The sequence below is a fragment of the Streptomyces sp. NPDC031379 genome (genome assembly GCF_055569615.1).
The window spans coordinates 18,787-39,622 of sequence record NZ_JBVIIT010000009.1; the positions used below are offsets into that span (position 1 = coordinate 18,787).

The following is a 20,836-nucleotide window of genomic DNA, read 5'->3' on the forward strand; positions in this document are numbered from 1 at the left end:
CGGTCAGGCTGCGTACGCTGCGGCCCTGCCGCGGACGGCTGAGACGACCGCCTCGGCAACCTGTCGGGCACCGCGGGTGCCCATCAGCGCGGTGAGGGCCGACCAGCGGATGCCGCCCGTCTCGACCGTGTCGAGGCAGGCGCCGAGCTGCCCGGCCAGCCCGGCACGCAGACGCTCCGGCCGGGCGGCCGCCGACGCCAGACCGGTGTACATCACACGCAGTGCGGCGTTCTCTCCCGGCGAGCCCGTGCCGTCGTCAGGGGCACCGACGCGAGCGTCGAAGACGTCCCCCACCCGGAAGACCTCGTCCGGCCAGACGGCGATCGGAGCACCGGTCGCCTGGGCGTAGAACTGGGCGTTGAGGATCTGGCTCACGTTCTGCGGCGGCAGGCAGACGACCGGGACGCCACGTGCGCCGGCCTCGAGCAACGTCGTCAGTCCCGGTGATGCGAGCAGGACGTCGGAATCGGCCGCGGTGCGCAGGAACTCGCCGTGACCCAGCGGCGCACAGCGCATCCGTACGCCCTGCGGCACCTCGCTCCCGATCGCCGCCGAGAGGGACGGCGGCAGGTTGCCGCACATCACGATGTCCGTCACGCCCCAGGCGATCAGCGCGTCCAGGGCAGGCGGAACGGTCAGGCGCAAATAGTCCGAGGGGGAGTCGAGCATCGGGGACAGCAGACCGCCGAGGCTGACCACTGCCCGCCGCCGGCCGCGGGGACGCACGGCACGGGGCCGGTCGCTGTCCCCGGACGGCGTGGGGATGACGCTCTCGACCCAGCGCAGGTTGGTGGCGGCGGCCAGTACCGGCCAGGCCGGGGCGGGAAGGCCGGGGCAGAGCTGGGCGCAGTAGGTGTGGGCGGCCAACGGCAGGCTCGCGCGGTCCTCTTCGGTCCACAGGAAGGGCAGGCTGTCGACGTAGACGACCGGGCAGCCGACGTCCGTCAGCAGCGACGCGCTCTCCCTGTCCAGCACGCACACCGCGGCGTCCACGCCCTGTTCGCGTACCAGGGCTCCCATCGCCGCGTGGTCCCCGGGGACGACGTCGTGCCACTGCGTCACCCCGTAGTCGGCGATCAGGTCACGGCCGAGGCGGCTGCCGAGTCCTACGAACCGGACGTCCGGGCCCAGTTGCGAGCGCAGTGCCGTGATGACGGCGCCGATCTTCCCGGCGCTGCCCCAGCCGAAGGACACGGCGCTCAGGGCGATGGTGGGGGACCCGCCGTCCGGGCGCCGACCGGCGCGCAGGGCCGTCACGGCCGGTCTCCGACCGGAACACGGTGGTAGGCGAGGGCGTCGTCGTACTCCGGCGAGCGCCAGGCGCTGCCCTCTCTGCCGGTGACCGTGGCCGCCCACTCCAGCGCCTCGGCCGTCGTGCTGTCCATGACGTGCGGAGACCACAGGTCATCGGCGCGCACCACGCGCACGGGCGAGGTCCGGCCGAGGGCCTCGATCATCGGGCTGTACCGGGACCCTGAGTCGAGCAGCAGGACGATGGGCTTGCGCAGTGCCGAGGCCCACCCCAGTTCCAGTGCCACGCCGCTCGACGCCGGGGTACCCAGGTAGGCGATGACCAGGTCCGCTGTCTGCAGCGCACGGAAGTCGGAGGGCACGCACTGCTCGGGAGGAAGTCCCCTGGAGCCCCAGCCCTCGTTGTGATGGGCGTTGAACACCGCATGGCCGCGGCGCAGCAACCGGTCCCGCAGACCGGAGATGCGCTCGCGCCACACCCTGCCGACCACACCGTTGACCGGGTCGATCAACTGGACGAAAGGAGCCGCGAGGAATACGCGGAGCGCGGGCTGCGCCGCGCCGGTCGTGGTCGTCATCGAGTGCCTCCGGGCAACTGGTCGTACTTGAGTGACGTGCCGTACGCCTGCTCCACCGGGTATCGCTCCTCATTGAGGGCGAGCTTGGCGCGGGCGGCTTCGAGCAGATCCACACCGACGTGCCGGGAGAGCCGCACGAGGTAGTTGAGGATGTCCGCCATCTCGTACGACAGCTCGCGACGGAACTCCTGGTCGGTCTCGGCAAGCCGGGTGATCTCCTCCGGTGAGCGCCACTGGAGCAGGGCGAGCAGCTCGCCCACCTCTCCGCCCACGGCCATGGCGAGGCTCTTGGGGTCCTCGAAGCGCTCCCAGGCGCGCGCCCGGACGAAGGCCTCCAGGGCGTCGGTGTAGTCGGCGAGGTCACTCATCGTCGTCTCCGTCGGGTCCCGAGCCGGTCGGAAGCGACAGGCTCCATTGGACGGTGCAGATGCCTGGGCGGTAGGCGTTGGGCATCAGGCCCTCGAGGTCCCAGTGATGGCCGTGCATACGTATGGTCACGTCGGGTGTCGGCGGCTGGTGGGTGTAGAGCTTCCGCCCGAGATGGCCGAGCCTGCCGGGTATCTCGCGCAGGAGCACATCCAGAACCCCGGGGCTGTCCGCGCACAGCGGCATCAGCTTGACCGGTTCGCCCTTCTTGGGCCCGGCCGCCGCGACCCCCCGCACCGTGCCGTCCGTGTCCACCGCGACATGGATCACCTTGAACTTCTGATTCACATCGGCGGTGCCGCGCCGGTCATGGCCGGCGAGGAGCGCGTCGACCCACCGCGTGTCCACCCCGTCGTAGGCCTCCGGCATGGTGCGCAGAATCAGATCGCGCAGTCCCGCCTCGTCCGAGGGTTCGTAGAGCCGGACGCCGACCTGCTCGGCCGACTCGTCGGGGGTCGACAGGTCTTTGTAGAGCATGTGCTCGGTGACGCCGGCCTTGTACTGGCCGGGAGATCCCCCGGCCGTGAGAAAGCCCTGACGGCGGAAGAAGCGCACGGCCGAGGTGTTGGGGGCCGCGACGGTGCAGTACAGCTGGCGTGCGCCTTTCGCCCTCGCGTACTCCTCCGCCACGTTCATCAGCAGGGATCCCAGGCCTCGCCTGCGACGGAACTCCGGGAGGAGTATCAGAGGACTGATCTTCACCGTTCCCTGACGCTTGGCCACCAGATGCAGCAGCCCGAGCCGGCGGCTCGCCGCCCCTTCGCCGGCCCACAGGACGAAGGTGTTCTGAGTGGCGGAGAAGTGCCCGAACGGATCTCTTCCGGCCGCCAGATGGGAGTCGAGGATGCGATCCGCGTGCGCCACGTGATCACCGGCGTAGTAGGCCCCCAGTGTCTGGTTCAGCAGCGTCCGCACAAACTCCCGGTCCGCCTCGACGGCCGGTGCGGTCCGGAGATAGGGAAGGTCCGGAAGTTCCGCAGGGGGCGCTTCGGTTGCTCGTTTCTCGGCGATGAATGTTGTCATGCTGACCACCTGTCAGGATTGCGCAAGAAGCACGAGTGTGAACGTCTCGCCTCGTGTGCGATCGCGTGCTGATTGCGCCGCAGAATGCCTGATTCCATCGCACGCGCCACTGACGGTGCGAAAGGTTTTCCGACGACGCTGGCGAGAGTATCCAGAAGAAGGCGAAGGCCGGAACAGCGTGCGGGCCTTACTGCGCAAAAGCGCACGGGAAAGAGGTCACCGCGGAAGTCTCGCGGGTGCGGGACCGGTCGCGCCGGCCATCGGTGCGCGCCCGGCGTCCGCACGTCTCGGTCCGAAATACATGCCGAGAATGACACCGAGCTGGAAGCGGTTGCCCACTTCCAGGTGATCCATCAGCGCACGCAGAATGTTGGTCACCGTCCGAGCACTGACCCCGAGACGGCGGGCGGCGCTCGCGTCGGTGTGCCCGGCCCACAACAACGAGACGAGCATGTGCTGCCGGTCATCGAGCAGCAGGGCGGGGCCTCGCCCGACCGCGGACGCCCGCGTGGCGCGCGCGCCCGTCGGCATGCCCGGCACATCGCCGTCGGGTCCCGGCGCCGGTGTACCGGTGACCCCTGCTCGAAGTGGTGTGTGAAGCGCCATACGGCGGCCCTCGCATGCTCGGCGAACTGCTGACCCGCCCACTCTGGCGTCACCGGATCACCGGCGGATCAGCGCCGGATCACATGCCTCTCGCCCACCCTGCCGCCCGGTGCGTGAACGCGTCGGCGGAGCCGGAACCGGCCACCGGGGTCAGAGCCGCCGCAGGCGCAGTGAAGTGCCGACTCCCCAGCCGACAGCCGTGACCCCCTGCCGCCTCACCCGGCCGATCTCGTGCAGGCCGAGAGAGCTGCCCGGGTAGACCACCCAGGAGCCGTCGTCGAAGTCCATCATGCGCTCCCCGTACGTCGCCTCGACGTACCGTCCGTCGGCCTCGACCCGGAGCCGTGCGCCGGGACGCAGGCCGTCCGCGGCCCACGGGAACTTGGCGTTGCCGAAGTTGTCCACGTGGACGATCAGCCCCTGCGACAGCGGAGCCGCACGGATCAGCCCCTTCGAGAACGGTTCGCCCAGCTCGGGCAGTGGAACACCGCGCACCAGTGCGCCCACGGCAGGAGCATGCACGTACTTCCCCCCGAAGGGCACATAACCCGGGTCCGGCATCTCCACGCATTCGGCCACCCCCAGATCGGATGCCGGCCATCCGAGGGCACCCGTGTTCGCCCCGACGAGGAGAAGTCCCTGCCGCTCGGTTCGGACGATCAGCCGCTCCGTGCGTTCACGGATGCTGTTGACGACACACATGATCACGGTGTCCGGCCCGGCCAGCTCCGCTACGAGGCGGGTCAGGAACGCCGCGTTCAGGACGGAGAACGGCTCGACCGCCACCAGCGGTTCGATCTGGACGGCGGCCCGCGGCACCGCGGATCGCGCAGCCGCGAGAATCGCGGACCGCAACTCCAGAAAAGCGACATCCGTACAGTCCGAGACGACGACGACACGTTCCACCATGAATACAGTTCCCTTCGTGCGGCTAAAGGCGGAACTCAGTATGTGGTGTGCCGAACCGTACCGATGCCAGGGATGCCCGGCCACTCTGACCTGCCGAATTGCCAATTACAGAAGCGGCATTGCGTGTCGAAGCCGGGGTGGGATACGTTGGATTCCCGCGGCGGGCGTGCCCTCGACTTCGTCCCGACGCGTGAGGGGGAGCAGAGATGGGGCAGACGGTTTTCAATCAATTACCGCATTCCAGGCATTATTTCGAAGCAAAAGCGGCCGCCTACGATGCGGATGCGCGCGGGCCGTACGGCAAGCTGACGGACGCGCTGCTCGCCGAGTCCCTGCATCTGTCCGTCTTCTCGCGGCTTCCCGACGGGTTCACGTTCCTCGATGTCGGAGGAGGGACGGGACGCTGGACGGAACTGCTCGTCACCACGCGCCCGGACTGCTCGGGCGTCCTGCTCGATGTGAGTCCGGGGATGGTGAAACTCGCCGAGGAACGGGCCCGCAAGCGCGGATACACCCACCGCGTCCGCCACGTTCGCGGCGATGTCGACTCCGTGGCCGACCTGGTGGCCGGGACGACATTCGACCTGATCATCAACACCCATCATCTCCTGGGGTTCTTCCACTCGCCGGAACTCGTTCTCGGATCTCTCGTCCCGTTGCTGTCGGACCAGGGTCTGATGGTCTCCGTGCTGCCCAGCCGCTGGCACGCCGCCTTCGGAGACCTGAGCGTGGGAAACGCCGAACGGGCTCACAAGAGCCTGTCCGGCTTCTCGTGGGAAGCGCATGACGCACCCTACGGACATCTCTTCACGCCGGGTGAGATACGCATGCTGCACACGGCGTCACAACTCACCGTCGACCTGTTGACCGGCTTCCCGTGCCTCCTCTACCCCACGCCGCTGGGCGCTTCGCCGGCCTCGGCCGGGTCGGTTGAGGAGTTCCTGCGGGACGAGGCCTTCTTCCAGCAGGTCCTCGCCATGGAGACCGAACTCCTGCTCGATCCTGACGCGGGAGCGCGGGGTGCCAACCTGTTCGTCGTGGCGTCCCGCGAGGCGGTGGACGACCCGCCCGACGCACAGGGCTGACCGAGCCGCTCCTACCGGTCCTTGGCCGGCAGCACCGCCTCGCGGTCATGACGGGGCAGGGCACCCGCAGGGGTGTCGATCCGGGCCAGCAGCCGAGCCGCCCGCTCGGCTTCGGGGACACCCAACGCGGTCAACGACGTATGCGCCTTGGTGAGGTTGGCGTGCGCCTCGGACACCCGGCCGAGAGACCACTGGACGTGGCCGAGCACCATCAGGGCCTGATGGTGGTTGCGCAGGTTACCGGCCTGTTCGCAGAGACGAACGCCCTGGGCCGCCTCGTCCACCGCGCGTTCCAGATCTCCCGACGCCCGCAGGGAGTCGGCCAGGCGGAAGCGCACCTGCGCCTCTCGTCCGCGCAGACGCGCGGCAACGGACAGCGCCAGCGCCTTCTCCTGCCACCCGACGGCGTCCGCCAGGTCACCGCTCGCGTGGTGGGCGAGCCCGAGGACGTAGTAGGCGTAGGCGGTCGCGGAGTCGCTCAGGTCCGTGGACCTGGACAGGATGTCCTCGCAGATACGTCGTGCCTTTTGTGGCGCACCCGCGTTGACGTGCAGGAGCGCGAGGTTCAGCGTGGTGGTGATCTCACCGCCTCGATGGCCCAGGCGCCGGGCGATGGCGAGCGCTTCGTCGTAGTCGTGCAGAGCGTCCTCGAACCGCCCCCGCATGTGCAGCTCGAGAGCACGGTCGTTGAGGGCCTGGCGGAGGATGACCGCGTCACCCGACTCACGGCAGAGCCGGACGGCGAGAGCCGCCTGCTCACGCGCCCGAGCGAAACTGCTCGTGGCGAGCGCGATGGTGCCCTCCAGGAAACGGGCACGCCCTTCCGCCTTCTTGTCCGCACACTGTCTCGCCGTCATGGACAGCAGTTCGGTGACCTCCGCCCAGGCGCCGATGCCGACGTCGGACTGAAACGCGCTCAGGGCGATGAGCATGTCGATGGCCGTGCCGAGCAGGGTGTCCGCGGCCTCATCCCCTTCGCCTCCCAGGGAGCCCGCCAGCACCCCGCGAGCCACCTGCGCGGCCAGTGAAAGAGCGGTCTCTCCTTCCTCCGCCGCCCAGACACGGGCTTCCTCCACGGTGGTGAAGCGTTTGCCGGGGAGCGGGCTGCGCTGCAGCGCGTCCCGTATGGGGTCACCGGCGACGGCCAGCCCGAACGCGTTGACCGTCGTGGCCACCAGGAAATCGAGCAGCTTGCGCACCGCTGCCTGCTCGACGCCGGAAGACCGCTTGTGGCGGGCGAAGGAGCGCAGCAGGCTGTGGAAGCGGTACCTGCCGGCCGAAGGGGATTCGAGCATCGCCGCGTCCACCAGGGATTCCAGCAGTTCCTCGGCGGTCACTTCGTCGAAGGCCAGCACGGCTGCCGCGCTGGAGAGCGACAGCTCGGGGCTGGAGACGGAGGACAACAGGCACAGCCCTTGCGCCTGCTCCTCCGTGAGCTGCCGGAACGTGACGTCGAACGCGGTGGCGACGGTCTCGTCCCCGACCTTGAGTTCGTTGATCCGTCTCTGCTCGTCGGCAAGCCGGGCGGCGAGCGATTCGATGGACCAGGACGGGCGTGCCGCCAGCCGGGCGGCCACGATCCTGACGGCGAGTGGCAGAAACCCGCACGACTCCATGAGTTTCAGCGTGGCGTCCGGCTCGGCCGCGACGCGTTCGGCTCCGATGGTTCGCGCCATGAAGTCGAGTGCCTCGGACGGATGGAACACACCCAACGCGGTCTGGAGAGCCGCGGGCAGACCGCCCAGGCGGGCCCGGCTGGTGATGAGTACCCCGCAGTCCGCTTCGCCCGGCAAGAGCGGCCGGACCTGGCTCGCCGCCTGGGCACCGTCCAGCACGATCAGGACGCGTCGATGATCGATCATGGTCCGGAACAGTGCCGTCCGCTCCGTCAGCGTCTGCGGCATGTGCTCCTGCCGCAGACCGAGCGACGTGAGGAAGCCGGCCAGCACGGTCTCGGGCCGCACGGGGGCGCCGTCGCCGGACTGCAGTTCCGCGTACAGCTGACCGTCCGGATACGTGTCACGCACCTTGTGTGCCACATGCAGCGCGAGGGCGGACTTCCCGACACCTCCCATGCCCACGAGGACGACGACGGGTAGGGTGGTGCGCTTCCCGACCGTCAGCGCGGAGGCGAGCGTCGTCGACAGATGGGACCGGCCGAGAAAGTCACTCGGTTCAGGAGGGAGCTGCCTGGGCTGCTCCCGCCGGGTGGACGAGGCGTCAGCGGTCGGCTGCCCCGGCGGTCCGGGGTCGGCGGCGGCCGAGGGCGACGCGGCGCGAAGCGGTTGCCGCGCGCGGGTGTCGGTTCGATGAGCCCGGGTGAGCTTCTGGTCGCCGCTGAGTATGCGCTGGTGCAGCCCCGCCAGCTCGGGTCCGGGCTCGACCCCGAGTTCATCGATGAGCACCTTGCGCGCGTCACGGTACGTCGTCAGCGCTTCGGCCCGCCGTCCGGCCAGGCACTGGGCGCGCATCAGCAGGCAGTAGAGGCGTTCCCTGAGCGGGTTCTGGTCGATCAACGAGTGCAGCTCGGAGACGTATCCGCTGTCGAGCCCCAGCTCGAGTCCCAGGTCGATGCGTTCTTCCACCAGCGACAGACGCAGTTCGCCGAGCCGGTGCCGCTGGCCGGCCGCGAACGGGCCGGGGATGGCGGCCAGGGGCTCTCCCCGCCACAGTGACAGTGCGGTCTCGACCGATTCGTAGGCGCGGAGGGATTCGTCCGCACGCCGGGCCCGCTCCGCGGCACGGGCGTGGTCCTCCGCCTGGCAGTAGTCGACATGTGCGTCGGACACCTGGAGCTGGTACCCGTCGCCGACCGACGCCAGGATGCGCGGAAAGGTGCCGTTCGCCTCCAGCACCTTGCGCAGTCGCCAGGCATACGTGCGCAGGGTGGTCACGGCCGAGGCCGGTTCGTCCATGCCCCACAGTGCTCCCACCAGGTCCATCGCGGTCGCGGACCGGCCGGAGCGGAACAGCAGCGCGGAGAACATGGCCTGCAACTGCGGGCCACCTAAGTTGATCTCCGTATCCCCCCGGTATACGCGCAACGGACCCAGCACGGACACCTTGATGTGAGTCACGATCCCCCTACGGATGATGTAGCCACGGCCTGGGACGACGGCTAGGTATCTCGGTCCAGCACGGTCAGATGCTATTCAACTGCATGCTGTGTCTGCCGCACATACAGAGAACAGGTCGCTCTCGTGGTGTGAACGTTCGCCGTGACGCCGAAGCCCGTGGCCGGCCGGGCGGTCACCGCATGGCGTCGGCTTCGAGGATCGCGGCGGTGAACGCCTCGGGTTGCTCCTGGGGCAGGTTGTGGCCGGCGCCCGGGACGACGTGGTGCGTCCAGGGGCCCGCGAAGTGAGCGGCGTAGCCGCTTCCGTCGGTGGCCGGGATGACGCCGTCGGCCTGTCCGTCCAGTGTGACGGTGGGCACGATGATCTTCGGCTGGCCCAGCAGCCGCTTCTCCAGAGCGTCGTACCGCGGGTCGCCGGGGGCGGCGGCCAGGCGGTGACGGTAGTTGTGGATCACCACGTCGACGTAGTCCGGGTTGCTCCACAACGTCGCGGCCTGCGCGAACTCGGCCTCGGTGAACTGCCACTCGGGCGAGTTGCGGTGCCAGACGACGCGGGCCAGGTCCTCCCGGTTGCGCTGGAGTCCCTTGCGCCCGCGCTCGGTGAGGAAGTAGAAGAAGTACCAGTAGCCCGACTCGATCGACGGGTTCAGGGGCTCCTCGGCCACGGCGAGGTTCTGGATGAGGTAGCCGTTCACGGAGACCAGGCCGGTACAGCGTTCCGGCCACAGCGCTGCGGCGATGTCCGCGGCCCGTCCGCCCCAGTCGTAACCGGCGTACAGGGCCCGGGGGATGCGCAGCGCGTCCATGAAGGCGACGAGGTCGGCGCCGAGGGCTGCCTGCTGACCGGAGCGGAAGGTGTCGGCGCTGAGGAACCCGGTCTCTCCGTGGCCGCGCAGATAGGGGACGTAGCAGCGATAGCCGCGTCGGGCGAGCGCGGGCGCCACCTGGGCGTAGGAGCCGACCGGGCTGAACGGCCAGCCGTGCAGGAGGATCACGGGCTTGCCGTGGGCCGGTCCCACCTCGTGGTAGGCGATGTCCAGAAGGTCGGTGCGGACGTGGCGTACGGGCCCCAGGTCGCGGGGCGGGTGCGCTGATGCCGTCGCGGTCGGCCCGGCCGTGCGCGTCGACGCCTGTGCCGCCCCCGGAAGACCGGCGGCACCCGCTGCCGCCGCCACCGTCATGGCCTGAGCCATTCTTCGCCTGCTGATCACGTCGTCCTTCTCGCTTCCGCTCCGGCACGCGCACACACGTGTGCTCACACATGTGGACACACATGCGGGCACACGCACACCCGACCAATCGTCACCACTTTAATCGGTGACGATACTCTCCGGGTACGCCGGGCCTGTCAAGGACGCCCCGGTGTCCGGGTGGTCAGGCTCTTCGCCAGGACACGTTCCCGGCCGACGCCGTCCGAGAGGAGATCGCCGGGCTCGCCCGTGTCGCGGAAACCGTGTCGCTCGTAGAGCGCGAGCGCAGCCCTGTTGTCCGGCATCACGGACAGGCGCAGTGTCGTGGCACCGCGGTCCTCGCCCCACCGCTCGACAGCCTGGATCAGGTGGTCACCCACGCCCCGGCCGCGGGCCGCAGGGCTGACCCACAGCGAGATCAGCTCGACGCCGTATCCGTCCTCGGCCGCCGGGATTCCGCTGACCATGCCGACGGGACGGCCGTCGAGGAAGGCGACGAGATCGTGGGCGCCGGCGATCGACAGACGGGCCCGCCAGCGTTCTTCGCGGTCGCCGGAGCCGAGCCACTCGGCCAGCGTCGATCCGAACGCGTAGGGCGCCTCGGCGAGCGCTGCCAGTCGCAGCTCTCGCCAGAGCGGCCAGTCGTCCGAGTCCAATGTGCGCAGTTTCAGCATGATCGATACCTTGCCCGCTCGGGGGCGGCGCTTCAACGCCTGCCGGCCCGCTGCGGCTTCACCACTCGTACAGGGAAGCCGGTCTGCCGGGCGTGCGCACGGCGAGCGCCTTCCAGCCCTCGGGCGGCTCGGGGCCGACGTGGTAGGCGATGTCCGGCTCGCTCGCCCGGCGGGTGATCTCACACACGCGTACCTGGTCCCCCGGGGCCACCGTCAGGAGCCGGAGACATCGGTCCGCCACCTCCCCGGCCACGGCGGGGCGGTCCGACTGTCCGGGGCGGAAGGTCAGGCACGCCTCGCCGGTGGTCACGGCGATGTGGAGGCGTGTGCGGGATCCAGTCGCAGGCACCCCGCGTCCGGTGGGGTCGTGGAGCCGGTCACGCATGGCGAAGGCCGCCATCACCGCTCGGGTGGCATGGTCCTCGTGCGGCCCGGTGACGCCGAACAGCGCCGAGAAGACCGGTTCCATCGCCTTGCCCGTCCGCCCGCCGAACCGCTCGCACTCCTGGTGCACGACCACCTCGGCGGACCGCATCAGGTCCTCGATCGCCGTCGGGTCCCGGTCGAACACATCACAGCGGGCCCACACCAGCACCATGCTCAGGCGCCTGAGTTCCGTCACCGGCCGATGCGCCGAGTGCTGCAGGGGGACGACCGTGGCGACGGTGGCACGTCCCGACCGGCCGCGCTCGCCCCTGTGCGGTAACCCGGTCACCTCGGACGCGCGGACAGCACCGGTTCCGGGTAAGTCCGCGCGGCCGTGGTGCCGCGCCGTCTCCCCGGTCCTCGCGGCGCCGGCCGGCCGCGTCTTCCCGGCGGGCGACGTGGCATCGGGCACCGCCTCATGGTGATCCGCCTCGCCGGGAGGCACCGCCCCGCCCACCGCGGACCCCTCGTCGGGCGTTCTGGTCATGACCGGCCGTGCCGGGGGGTCGAGTTCGGGCGCGTGGTCGAGTATCGCCCGCTCGAGTCGCTGCAGCGACCGTGACGGCTCCAGGCCGTACTGGTCGACCAGTTCGCCCCGCATCCGCTGGTAGACGGCGAGGGCATCGGTCTGCCGGCCGCAGCGGTACAGCGCCAGCATGAGCTGGCCGCACAGGCGCTCCCGCGTGGGCTGCGCGGCAGCGGCCGACTGGAGTTCGCCCAGCACCGCGATGTGTCTGCCGCGGCCCAGTTCGGCCTCGAAGAGATCCTCCAGCGCGCTGAGGCGGTCGCTCTCCAGGCGGTCCAGCTCCGGCCAGCCCAGGCCGTCCTCCACGAGGTCGGCGAGCGCCGGCCCGCGCCACAGGCCGAGAGCCTCCCGGAGCACCTGTGCCGCCGACTCGTGAGAGCCGGCGCTCAGGTCGGCGCGGCCCTGCTCCGCGGCGCGCCGGAACCGGAACAGGTCGACGGCGTCCGGGTCGACGTGCAGCTCGTAGCCGGGCGCGCAGGTAAGCAGCGTCGGCCCGGTGCCGGGGTCGGCGGCGAGCAGCGTACGGCGCAGGGCACGCACGGCGTTCTGCACCATCTTCCGTGCGGTGGGAGGCGTGTCCTGCGGCCACAGGGCGACGAGCAGTCTGCGGGTGGCCACGACACGATTGGCGTGGAGCAGCAGGTACGCGGCCGTTCTCCGCTTGATCACTCCACCCAGCGGCACGGGAGCGCCGTCCACGGACACCTGCAGGGGACCGAGCAGTTGGAAGTTCACGACACCTCACTGTGCGTCTTGCCCGCCGTGTGTCTCCTGCCCGAGCCACCGAACGGGCCAGTGGTCATGTGCAGGGGCGCGGTGTACGGCGCATGGCCGAGGCCGTCGGCCGGGACGTGGCTCCGCGTCCCCGGCGCGTGCGGATCCGGCGCGGGCGATGCCCTGGCGTCCCGGCCGGGGCGCGTCCGTGGGCGGCACCTGACGAGGCTGGTGAAGGGGAGAGTACGTGAGTCGCCGAAGCGTCCGCACGCTCCGGTCGCGGAGCCTTCTGTTTTCCGAAAGGGGACCGGGGCGACGCCTTCCCGGCCGGCCCGGCACGGGCTGTGAGGACTCAACGGCCGCGCAGCACCGCGTCGAGGGCGCGCGTGTGCCCCGGGAAGGCCAGCTCGGCAGGCTGGTCGAGCACGAACCAGCCGGTCGTCTCGGCGGTCGCCACCGGCGCGGGAAGCGCGGCGGCGTCGCGCGCCGGCAGCAGCGCGAACATCTCGATCGTGTCGCGTGTGCTGTGCGCGTCCAGGAGCCGGACCTCCCGCGCGTCCGCCACCAGTCCGGTCTCCTCCCACAGCTCCCGGACGGCGCCCTCCTGCCAGCTCTCGCCGACCTCGAGGTAGCCGCCCGGCAAAGCGAGCCGGCCGCGGCCCGGCGGCAGGCTCCGGCACACGACCACCACACCACGAGTCCCACCGGGGTGGGTCACCGGTTGCAGGACGACCGCCGCGGGCAGCGGATTGCGCCACAGGGTCTCGCCGCAGGGTGAGCAGTCCCGGGGCCATCCGGCGGCGTCCGACGGATACCGGGAACCGCAGTACGGGCAGTGCGTGACGCGACGCCCGTGCGTGAATCCCATGTGTCCTCACCTCCGCAGGCCCCTCCACCGCCCGGCCGCGTGCATCGGCCGCCGGGGGACGGGGCGCCCGATCGAGCGGGCGCCTACGGCCGTACCGGAAAGCCCCGCGGACCAGCACGTTAACGATCGCCGGGGAAACCCCGGGTAACTGGATGGCAATTGCACGTACCTCGATCCGGAAGCGCCGATTCCTGAGCGGTTCCGCGCGGCCCCTACGGTGGTGATCGTCCTGGTGTCGCACAGGTGTCCGGGCGACCGGTACGGGTGCTCCCCGCAACCACACCCGCACTCACACCCGCCCCCACCCCACCCCACCACGCCCCATCCCCCCACTCACGCTCACACGCACCGTCGCACCCGGGCCCTCCGGCGGCCCAGCCACCGGGCCACGTCTCACACCTCGACGACATACGGCTGACTACCGAAGGAGCGAGCCATGGAGCAGCCAGCCCTTGTGCCCCCCGGCGCCGGCACGGGACCCGGCCCCGACGAGATCCACGGCACCTTCCTGGCGTCCCCGGCCGACCCGCACGTCTCCCGGCGCGAGCTGCTGCTGGGCAACGGCACCCCCCTGCGCCCCCTGGAGGCCCGGCTCGCGCCGGATCCGGCGGGCGCCGCCGACGACGCCCTGCACCGGGAGCTGAGCGACCAGGTGTGGAGCCGCGGCGTGGCGGCCGTCCAGCTCGACGAGCCGCTGCCGAACGACCGGTTCACCGCCCTCGGCGCGTATCTCGGGGCGGCCGTCCCGGAACGGGACCCGGCGGTCCAGCCGTACGTGGAGGAAGAGGTCGTACTCAACCTCGTCAGCACGCACGCGCCCACCGCCGAGGTGTCGCTCCAGCCCTTCGCCCGGAACTACCTGTCCCTGCACACCGAGAGCAGCGGTGCCCCCCTCCAGAAGCAGCCGCGCTACATCGTGCTGATGTGCGTCGACCCCGGCGACGACGCGCAGGGCGCCCGCACCGTGCTCGTGCCCATGCGGGACGTGGCACGGCGACTGGCCCCGCGCACGGTCGAGCTGCTCTCCCGCACCCGCTACCGCCGCAGCCCCGTGGGGCAGCCGATCGCGCGGGACGTCGACACGCACTGGGTGTTCTCCTTCCGCGACTTCCTCACCCAGGAGCTGCAGTGGTCGTACGCCGGGACGGACGCCGACCCGGCGGCGGTCGACAGCGCACTGGGTGAGCTGCTGGCCGTCATGTACGCCCCGGACCTGATGACCGAGGTGCGGTGGCGGCGGGGGCTGCTCGTCGTCATCGACAACACCTTCTACTTCCACGGCCGGACCGCCGGTTCGGCGGCGCCCGCGGCACGGCGCAGGCATCTCAAGCGCCTGCGGATCCTCTAGCCCACCCCCCCTCGTTCCCGCCGACACTTCCCCGGGAAGGCGCATGAGACTCTTCGACTCCGTCCCGCCCCCGCGTCCCTCACACGTACCGCAGGACGCGCGCGACACCGCGGCACGGGCACCGCACGCTGGTGGCATATCCGACGCCTTCGTCCCCGGCATCGACGACCGCGTCCTCGACGTCTACGCTCGGGCGACCGACCCCGAGAACCCGCTGGAACTGCGCGATCTGTGGCTCGGCCGCGTCGAACACGAACTCGGGCGCCACGGCCGGCACGTCGAACTCGCCGAGAAGTGGCGCGCCGCCCGGCCACTGCGCCCGGTCACCGCCGACGAGGTGCTCGGCTCCCGGGCGACGGTACGGTTCGTCAAGGAGCTGTTCAACTGGTACTTCCGCGACGACCTCTACGGCGGACTGCGGGACAGCGCGCGCTACATCCTCTCCGGCGGCGCGGTCGACGAGGAACTGTGGGGGCTGCCGCAGAGCCTCAAGGAGTGCGTGCGCTTCGCGCTCGAGCGGGACTGGTACGGCTACTCCGACTCACGCGGCCGCCTGCCGGCCCGCGAGGCCATCGCGGCCTACGAGAACGCCCGCATCGGCGGGGTGCGGTACGGCACGGAGCACGTCGCCATGACCATGGGCGGCACCTTCGCCGTCAGCACCCTCGCGGACTTCGTCCTGCACGGCGGCCCGCGGCCCCAGTCCCCGGCCCTGTGCGCGATCCCCAACTACCCGCCCCTGGTGGAGACGGTGGCGCGGCGGCACGACGTGCGGCTGGTGCCGCTGTCCACCGAGGGCGGCCGGACCTCGCTCGAACCGCTCATCGCGGCCCTCACCCCGGACACCCCGCTCGTCCTGCTCCAGACGGTGGGCAACCCCACCGGATCGGCCGTGGACGAGGACGGGCTCGCCCGGCTGATCCGGGCCGCATCCCCGTCCACGATGATCCTGCTGGACGAGTGCCACGAGTGGCTCGGTGACACCGAGGAACGCTCGCCCGCCCGCGGCGCGTCCAACGTGGTGCGCCTGTCGAGCCTCTCGAAGAACTGGTCGGCCCCGGGGCTGAAGGCAGGCTGGTTCCTGGCCGACCCGGCGTTCATCGGCGAGTACTACGAGTACGCCTCCTCGTCCTTCGGCGGACCGCCCTCGTTCTTCTACACGATCGTCGAGGTCCTCGCCCGCATGGAACGCTGGCTGATCACCGGCGTCGAGGAACCCGGACCGGTCGAACTCAAGGAGTTCGAGGCGTCGTACGAACTGGACCTCACCCGGCTGCGCCGCGCCTACCGCGGCTACCGCACCGAGCGGGTCCGGCGCGCCGAGGATCTGACCATGCTGCGCGACGCGGCCACCGTACGCCTCGCCGACACGAGCGCACGGGTGCTGCCGCCGCGCTTCTCCATCAACACGACCCTGGAACTCCCCGGCTGGAACGACTCCTACCGGTGCTTCCGCGACGTCCTGCGCGAGACGGGAGTCTCCCTCTTCCCCGGCATCCTCACCTTCTGCTTCTCCGGCGGGGTCGTGCGCATCACCACCGCGAGGCCCTGGGACGAACTCTCCTCGGCGATCGACCTGCTGAGTTCCCGTTCCGGCATCACCGCCGGTACGTGACCCCTTCACCACGGAGAACGGACGAGATGCACACCTGGACGACGCCGGGCGGCCCCAAACTCGTGCTCGGCATGGTGCACCTGACCCCGCTGCCCGGCACCCCGTTCCACGAGGACGGCGCCTTCCCGCGCATCCTCGAGACCGCGGTCACCTCCGCGCGTGCCCTGTACGAGGGCGGGGCGGACGGCTGCCTGATCCAGACGGTGGACCGGGTCTACGGCGTCGACGACGACTCCGATCCGGCCCGCACCGTCGCGATGGGCCTGATCGTGCAGGCGGTCGCCGAGGCGACCGACGAGCGGTTCCGCGTCGGCGTGCAGCTGATGCGCAACGCGCTCAAGCCGTCCCTCGCGGTGGCCCGGGTGGCGGGCGGCAGCTACATCCGCGCGGGCGCTCTGGTGGGGCAGACCCTCACCGCGCACGGCATGGTCCGGCCCGACCCGCTCGACGTGATGACCTACCGCCGCCAGATCGGCGCGCAGGACATCGGGATCGTCGCCGACGTGGACTCCATGCACTACGCGTGGTTCGGCGGGGGCAAGTCCACCGCCGAGGTCGCGCGCGCCGCCCGGACGGCGGGCGCGGACGCCGTGGCACTGTCGCACCCCGACGAGCGCACGGCCCTGGCGATGATCGCGCAGGTCCGCGACGCGGTACCCGACGCTCCCGTCGTCCTGGCCGGCCACACCGACCACGGCAACGCCGCGCGGCTGCTGGCGGCGGCGGACGGCGCGTTCGTGGGCACCTGCCTGGAACGCGGCGGCTGGGGCGGCGGGATCGACGTCGACCAGGTCCGACGGTACGTCGACATCGTCCGGGGAGTCGAACGATGACCGGACCCGCCCGCGAACCGGGCCCGCTCACCCCCGCGGCGCCGCCGGTCCGCCCCGAGGTGCTGCTGCGTCAGGCCGCCGTCCTCGGGGAGGACATCCGCGCGACGGTCGACGTGCTCGACGAGCAGGTGCGCTCCGTGCTGTCCGACGCGCGGTGCGCGGCGGTGGAGTCCGTCACCCTCGTCGGCGACGGCGACTCCTGGCACGCCTCCTGCGCGGTGGAGATGGCCTTCACATCGCTGGCCGGCCTGGACTGCCGGCCGGTGAGCGCGCTGCCGTACACGGAGTACGGCCTGCCGTGGACCGCGCGCCGGACCTGCTCGGAGCTGACGGTCGCCGTGTCCGCGTCCGGCCGCACCCCGCTCGTGGTGCGAGCGGCCGAGAAGGCCCGCGAAGCCGGTGCCCGCGTCCTGGCACTCACCGGAACACCCGCGAGCCCCCTCGCCCGAGCGGCCGACAGCACGGTCCTGGCCGAACTGCCCGGCCAGGAACCCTCGCCGGGGGTGCGCACGTACCAGGCCAGTCTGCTGAGCGCGCTGCTGATCGCCGTCCGCCTCGGCGAGGCGCGCGGGCGGCTGGACGCCGGACAGGCCCAGGCGCTGCGCGGCGAACTCGCCGCGCTGGCCGGACCGGTCGACCGGACCGCCCGTGCCGCCGCCGCCCGGTGCGCCGAACTGGCCGACCGCGTCGCCGACGCCCCCGTGCTGGCCGTGCTCGGCAGCGGCCCCTCCCTGGGCACCGCCCGCTACTGCGCCGCGAAGACCGTCGAGGCCTCCGCCGTCCTCGGCGTCGCCCAGGACCTGGAGGAGTGGTGCCATGTCGAGCGTTTCGCCCGCCCGCCGGACCTGCCCACCATCGTGCTGGCCCCGCCCGGCCGCTCCCGCCGGCACGCGCTGCGGGTCGTCGATCGCGCGGCCGCACTGGGGCGCAGGGTCGTCGTCGTCGCGCCCGAGGACGAGACCGAGGCGGTGCGCGGGGCCTGGGCGACGCTCCCGGTGAAGGGGCACGTGCGGGAGGAGTTCTCGCCGCTCCTCTACCACCTGTTCGCCGCCCCGCTCGCCTGCCACCTGGCGCTGCGCCTGGAGCGGGTGCCGTTCGCGGCGGGCCGGGCCGCCGGTGACCGGCCGGCCCGCTGACCGCACCGGCTGTCCCGGGGCGGCCCGCCTGCCTCGCCGCACCGCCCGTCCCAGGGCCCGCCCCGCCTCGCCGCACCGGCGGCCCGGGACAGCGAACCCCACGGACCACACCAACCGACACAGCGGAGGACGAACGTGACCGAGACGATGCACGAGACGACGAAGGACATGCCCGCCGAAAAGGTCATCGACCTGCTGGCCGGCGAACTGCACAGCCTCGCTCCCGGCGAGCGCGCGGCCAAGGCGGCGGAACTGCTCGCGGTCCTCGGCCGCGCGAAGACCGAAGCCCTCGCCCACGACACCACCGAGCCCGGCACCATGCGCGCGCCGCTGCTGATCTGCGACTGGGCCACCGACCTCGGGCTGGACGCGACCACCCAGCGGCTGGGCATCGACGTCGCGCCCGGTCCGACGCGCGTGTCGAAGACCGCCGCCGCCACCGGGCAGTCCCTGCTGTCCAGCGGTGCCCTGGGCGCCGACATCCTGCACGTGCCGGCAGGCAGCGGCTTCGCGCCGCACACCCACCCCGGCGACCACCTGCTGTTCGTCCTGGCCGGCTCCGGAACCATCGCGGTCGCCGGGCAGATCGTCGAGACCCGGCCCGGGCAGGTCTACATGGTCGAGGGCGCCGTGACCCACGCCGTGGGCGCCATCACCGACCACATGATCCTCTCGGTGGGGGCACCGCACCGGCACCTGGACAGCCCGGAGCGGCAGGAACTGACCGCCTACACCGCCCTCCTGGGCGACCTGGGCGAGATCACCTGTCGGATCTGCGACGTGAGCGCGTCGAGCGGCGAGGAACTGGCGGCCCGCGGCTGCCGGCACTCGCCCCACAGGTTCCAGTGACCATGACCGCCCACGCACACACCGACATCCACCACGCCCACACCTATCTGGGCGCATCCCTCGACCGGCGGCTGACACCCCGTACCCATGTGCTGTCCGCCCTCGCCCACCACGCCCGCGTGCGCCCGCAGGCCCCCTTCCTGACCACACCCTCGGACGCCGGGGACACCTCCACCCTCACCTACGGTGCCGCCGACACGCTGAGCCGGCGCCTGGCCGGATGGCTGCGTCGCGACCTCGGGCTGCGTTCCGGCAGCACCGTTGCCCTGGCCCCGGTCAACGACGCGGCGTCGGTCGTGGCCGTGCTCGCGGCACTGTGGGCCGGCTGCCCGCTGCTCCTGCTCGGCCCGCAGGACCCGGCCGACCGCAGGCGGCAACAGGTCGAGGCGGCAGCGGCGCAGGTCGTGCTGCGGCCCGCCACCGTACCGGCCGAGGCACTGCCGGAAGCCGTGGCCCTGCCCGATCCGCGGACCCTGCCCGACCCGCGGACCCTGCCGGACCCCGGCACCGGCGAGCAGTCGGCGGCCGGCCCGGACGACGACGCCTTCTTCTTCGCCACCTCCGGCTCCACCGCGGCGTCCAAACTGGTCGCCCAGTCCCACTACGCCGCGGCCGTCAACGCCGAGGCGCTGCGCCGTCACCACGGGCTGCGGCCGGGCGACCGGATCCTCGGTTGCCTGCCCGTCCACCACGTCAACGGCCTGCACTTCACCGTGCTCGGCGTGCTCGCCTCCGGTGCGCACGTGCTGCTCGCCCCCGGCTTCGACCCGCTGCGCTACCCGAGGCAGGTGCAGGACTTCCGGCCACGGATCGCCAGCGTCGTACCCAGTGTCCTGGAGGTCCTGCTGGAGACCTGGCGCAGGCCCGAACTCCCGCGGGAGTTCGACTACTTCGTCTCCGCCGCCGCACCGCTCACCGTCCGCACCGCACGGGCCGTGCACGAGCGGACGGGCGCCCGCGTCCTACAGGGCTACGGGCTCACGGAGACGGTGAACTTCTCCACGACGCTGCCCGCCGACCTGTCCGAGGACGCCTACCGGCGCCTGATGACCGACACCGACATCCCGTCCATCGGCACGGCCCTGTACGGCAACGAAGTGGCGGTGCTGACGCCCGACGGCGAACGGGCGGCCCCCGGTGAGGAGGGGGAGATCTGCATCCGCGGGCACAACGTGATGTCCAGATACGAGGGCAACGAGCCGGCCACGGCCGAGGCGTTCCAGGGCGGCTGGTTCCACTCCCAGGACGTGGGGACGCAGATCGTGGACGACGAGTCCGGCCGGACCTTCGTCGTCGTCACCGGACGACGCAAGAACATCGCCAAGGTCGGCGGCGAGGCGATCTCCCTCGACGAGGCGGACCGTGTGCTGCGGGCGGTGCCGCAGGTCCGCGACGCCGCCTGCGTGGCGCTGCCGCACCGCTTCCTCGGTGAGGAGGTCGTGGCCGCGGTCGTACCCGAGCCCGGCGCCGATCCGGTACCCGGCGCGCGGGCCGCGCTGACGCGGGCCTTCCGGCCCTCGGTCCGGCCCGGCCGCATCGTCGTGCTCGAGTCGATCCCCCGGACCGGGACCGGCAAGGTCCGCCGCCGCGAACTGGCCGAACGCCTGGCCGGTGACCAGGGCTCGGCGTCCCCGACGGCAGCCCCTTCCACCGCCACCGCCACGCCCCCGTCCCACCGCCCGTGACCCCTCCCAGGAGCATCC

18 protein-coding genes are annotated in these 20,836 nt (G+C 71.5%); 7 read left to right on the top strand and 11 right to left on the bottom strand.

What is annotated here, in order from left to right; genetic code table 11:
• Positions 1-3: 3 nt before the first annotated feature.
• The 6 genes from ACZ5CW_RS14920 to ACZ5CW_RS14945 all read right to left on the bottom strand — a co-directional run bounded on the left by ACZ5CW_RS14920 (position 4) and on the right by ACZ5CW_RS14945 (position 4,793).
• Positions 4-1,257: a hydroxymethylcytosylglucuronate/cytosylglucuronate synthase gene (locus tag ACZ5CW_RS14920; RefSeq protein ID WP_468601165.1), complete on the bottom strand. Its 1,254-nt coding sequence runs from the start codon at positions 1,255-1,257 to the stop codon at positions 4-6.
• Positions 1,254-1,829, bottom strand: a complete 576-nt coding sequence (locus ACZ5CW_RS14925; protein ID WP_468601167.1) for a nucleoside 2-deoxyribosyltransferase — start codon at positions 1,827-1,829, stop codon at positions 1,254-1,256. Before ACZ5CW_RS14925 ends, ACZ5CW_RS14920 begins: the two co-directional genes overlap by 4 nt.
• Entirely contained in the window at positions 1,826-2,197 is a 372-nt protein-coding gene (locus ACZ5CW_RS14930; RefSeq protein ID WP_468601169.1) for a nucleotide pyrophosphohydrolase, read from the bottom strand. The genes ACZ5CW_RS14925 and ACZ5CW_RS14930 overlap by 4 nt, the downstream gene beginning before the upstream one ends.
• A complete protein-coding gene (locus ACZ5CW_RS14935) occupies positions 2,190-3,278 on the bottom strand; it encodes a GNAT family N-acetyltransferase (protein WP_468601171.1) in 1,089 nt (362 codons plus the stop codon). Before ACZ5CW_RS14935 ends, ACZ5CW_RS14930 begins: the two co-directional genes overlap by 8 nt.
• A 216-nt stretch (positions 3,279-3,494) precedes the next feature.
• On the bottom strand, positions 3,495-3,809 hold the full coding sequence (locus ACZ5CW_RS14940; protein WP_468601173.1) for a helix-turn-helix domain-containing protein: 315 nt from the start codon (positions 3,807-3,809) through the stop codon (positions 3,495-3,497).
• A 225-nt stretch (positions 3,810-4,034) separates the two neighbouring features.
• Positions 4,035-4,793, bottom strand: a complete 759-nt coding sequence (locus tag ACZ5CW_RS14945; protein WP_468601175.1) for an SAM-dependent chlorinase/fluorinase — start codon at positions 4,791-4,793, stop codon at positions 4,035-4,037.
• A 206-nt stretch (positions 4,794-4,999) separates the two neighbouring features.
• Between ACZ5CW_RS14945 and ACZ5CW_RS14950 the strand changes: the two genes are divergently transcribed.
• Positions 5,000-5,878 carry a class I SAM-dependent methyltransferase gene (locus ACZ5CW_RS14950; protein ID WP_468601177.1) on the top strand — a complete coding sequence of 293 codons (879 nt, stop codon included), beginning with the start codon at positions 5,000-5,002 and terminating at the stop codon, positions 5,876-5,878.
• A gap of 11 nt (positions 5,879-5,889) precedes the next feature.
• Here ACZ5CW_RS14950 and ACZ5CW_RS14955 read toward each other — a convergent pair whose 3' ends face one another.
• The 5 genes from ACZ5CW_RS14955 to ACZ5CW_RS14975 all read right to left on the bottom strand — a co-directional run bounded on the left by ACZ5CW_RS14955 (position 5,890) and on the right by ACZ5CW_RS14975 (position 13,352).
• Complete coding sequence (locus ACZ5CW_RS14955; RefSeq protein WP_468601592.1) at positions 5,890-8,865, bottom strand: AfsR/SARP family transcriptional regulator; 2,976 nt, start codon at positions 8,863-8,865, stop codon at positions 5,890-5,892.
• Positions 8,866-9,127: 262 nt separating this feature from the next.
• Positions 9,128-10,147 carry an alpha/beta fold hydrolase gene (locus ACZ5CW_RS14960; protein ID WP_468601179.1) on the bottom strand — a complete coding sequence of 340 codons (1,020 nt, stop codon included), beginning with the start codon at positions 10,145-10,147 and terminating at the stop codon, positions 9,128-9,130.
• Positions 10,148-10,302: 155 nt separating this feature from the next.
• A complete protein-coding gene (locus ACZ5CW_RS14965) occupies positions 10,303-10,818 on the bottom strand; it encodes a GNAT family N-acetyltransferase (RefSeq protein ID WP_468601181.1) in 516 nt (171 codons plus the stop codon).
• Positions 10,819-10,876: 58 nt separating this feature from the next.
• On the bottom strand, positions 10,877-12,505 hold the full coding sequence (locus ACZ5CW_RS14970) for a BTAD domain-containing putative transcriptional regulator (protein ID WP_468601183.1): 1,629 nt from the start codon (positions 12,503-12,505) through the stop codon (positions 10,877-10,879).
• A 331-nt stretch (positions 12,506-12,836) separates the two neighbouring features.
• Positions 12,837-13,352 (bottom strand): NUDIX domain-containing protein, encoded by a 516-nt coding sequence (locus ACZ5CW_RS14975; protein WP_468601185.1) that lies wholly within the window; start codon positions 13,350-13,352, stop codon positions 12,837-12,839.
• Positions 13,353-13,788: 436 nt separating this feature from the next.
• Here ACZ5CW_RS14975 and ACZ5CW_RS14980 point away from each other — a divergent pair, with 436 nt between their 5' ends.
• The 6 genes from ACZ5CW_RS14980 (at position 13,789) to ACZ5CW_RS15005 (ending at position 20,818) form a co-directional block, all read left to right on the top strand.
• On the top strand, positions 13,789-14,700 hold the full coding sequence (locus ACZ5CW_RS14980; protein WP_468601187.1) for a TauD/TfdA family dioxygenase: 912 nt from the start codon (positions 13,789-13,791) through the stop codon (positions 14,698-14,700).
• Positions 14,701-14,743: 43 nt separating this feature from the next.
• Entirely contained in the window at positions 14,744-16,315 is a 1,572-nt protein-coding gene (locus ACZ5CW_RS14985; protein ID WP_468601189.1) for a pyridoxal phosphate-dependent aminotransferase, read from the top strand.
• Between the two features lie 26 nt (positions 16,316-16,341).
• Positions 16,342-17,148, top strand: coding sequence for a BtpA/SgcQ family protein (locus tag ACZ5CW_RS14990; RefSeq protein ID WP_468601191.1), 807 nt, complete (start codon positions 16,342-16,344; stop codon positions 17,146-17,148).
• Positions 17,145-18,284, top strand: a complete 1,140-nt coding sequence (locus ACZ5CW_RS14995) for an SIS domain-containing protein (RefSeq protein WP_468601193.1) — start codon at positions 17,145-17,147, stop codon at positions 18,282-18,284. The genes ACZ5CW_RS14990 and ACZ5CW_RS14995 overlap by 4 nt, the downstream gene beginning before the upstream one ends.
• 135 nt (positions 18,285-18,419) lie before the next feature.
• Positions 18,420-19,133, top strand: coding sequence for a cupin domain-containing protein (locus ACZ5CW_RS15000; RefSeq protein WP_468601195.1), 714 nt, complete (start codon positions 18,420-18,422; stop codon positions 19,131-19,133).
• Between the two features lie 2 nt (positions 19,134-19,135).
• The gene (locus ACZ5CW_RS15005) at positions 19,136-20,818 is read left to right on the top strand and encodes a class I adenylate-forming enzyme family protein (protein ID WP_468601197.1); all 1,683 of its coding nucleotides are present in this window, start codon (positions 19,136-19,138) and stop codon (positions 20,816-20,818) included.
• Positions 20,819-20,836: the final 18 nt, after the last annotated feature.

Bases quoted from the DNA above. Each gene is read 5' to 3' on its own strand.
- ACZ5CW_RS14925 (WP_468601167.1), bottom strand. From the start codon at position 1,829: ATGACGACCACGACCGGCGCGGCGCAGCCCGCGCTCCGCGTATTCCTC.
- ACZ5CW_RS14930 (WP_468601169.1), bottom strand. From the start codon at position 2,197: ATGAGTGACCTCGCCGACTACACCGACGCCCTGGAGGCCTTCGTCCGG.
- ACZ5CW_RS14935 (WP_468601171.1), bottom strand. From the start codon at position 3,278: ATGACAACATTCATCGCCGAGAAACGAGCAACCGAAGCGCCCCCTGCG.
- ACZ5CW_RS14940 (WP_468601173.1), bottom strand. From the start codon at position 3,809: ATGCCGACGGGCGCGCGCGCCACGCGGGCGTCCGCGGTCGGGCGAGGC.
- ACZ5CW_RS14945 (WP_468601175.1), bottom strand. From the start codon at position 4,793: ATGGTGGAACGTGTCGTCGTCGTCTCGGACTGTACGGATGTCGCTTTT.
- ACZ5CW_RS14950 (WP_468601177.1), top strand. From the start codon at position 5,000: ATGGGGCAGACGGTTTTCAATCAATTACCGCATTCCAGGCATTATTTC.
- ACZ5CW_RS14955 (WP_468601592.1), bottom strand. From the start codon at position 8,865: ATGTTCTCCGCGCTGCTGTTCCGCTCCGGCCGGTCCGCGACCGCGATG.
- ACZ5CW_RS14960 (WP_468601179.1), bottom strand. From the start codon at position 10,147: ATGGCTCAGGCCATGACGGTGGCGGCGGCAGCGGGTGCCGCCGGTCTT.
- ACZ5CW_RS14965 (WP_468601181.1), bottom strand. From the start codon at position 10,818: ATGCTGAAACTGCGCACATTGGACTCGGACGACTGGCCGCTCTGGCGA.
- ACZ5CW_RS14975 (WP_468601185.1), bottom strand. From the start codon at position 13,352: ATGGGATTCACGCACGGGCGTCGCGTCACGCACTGCCCGTACTGCGGT.
- ACZ5CW_RS14980 (WP_468601187.1), top strand. From the start codon at position 13,789: ATGGAGCAGCCAGCCCTTGTGCCCCCCGGCGCCGGCACGGGACCCGGC.
- ACZ5CW_RS14985 (WP_468601189.1), top strand. From the start codon at position 14,744: ATGAGACTCTTCGACTCCGTCCCGCCCCCGCGTCCCTCACACGTACCG.
- ACZ5CW_RS14990 (WP_468601191.1), top strand. From the start codon at position 16,342: ATGCACACCTGGACGACGCCGGGCGGCCCCAAACTCGTGCTCGGCATG.
- ACZ5CW_RS14995 (WP_468601193.1), top strand. From the start codon at position 17,145: ATGACCGGACCCGCCCGCGAACCGGGCCCGCTCACCCCCGCGGCGCCG.
- ACZ5CW_RS15005 (WP_468601197.1), top strand. From the start codon at position 19,136: ATGACCGCCCACGCACACACCGACATCCACCACGCCCACACCTATCTG.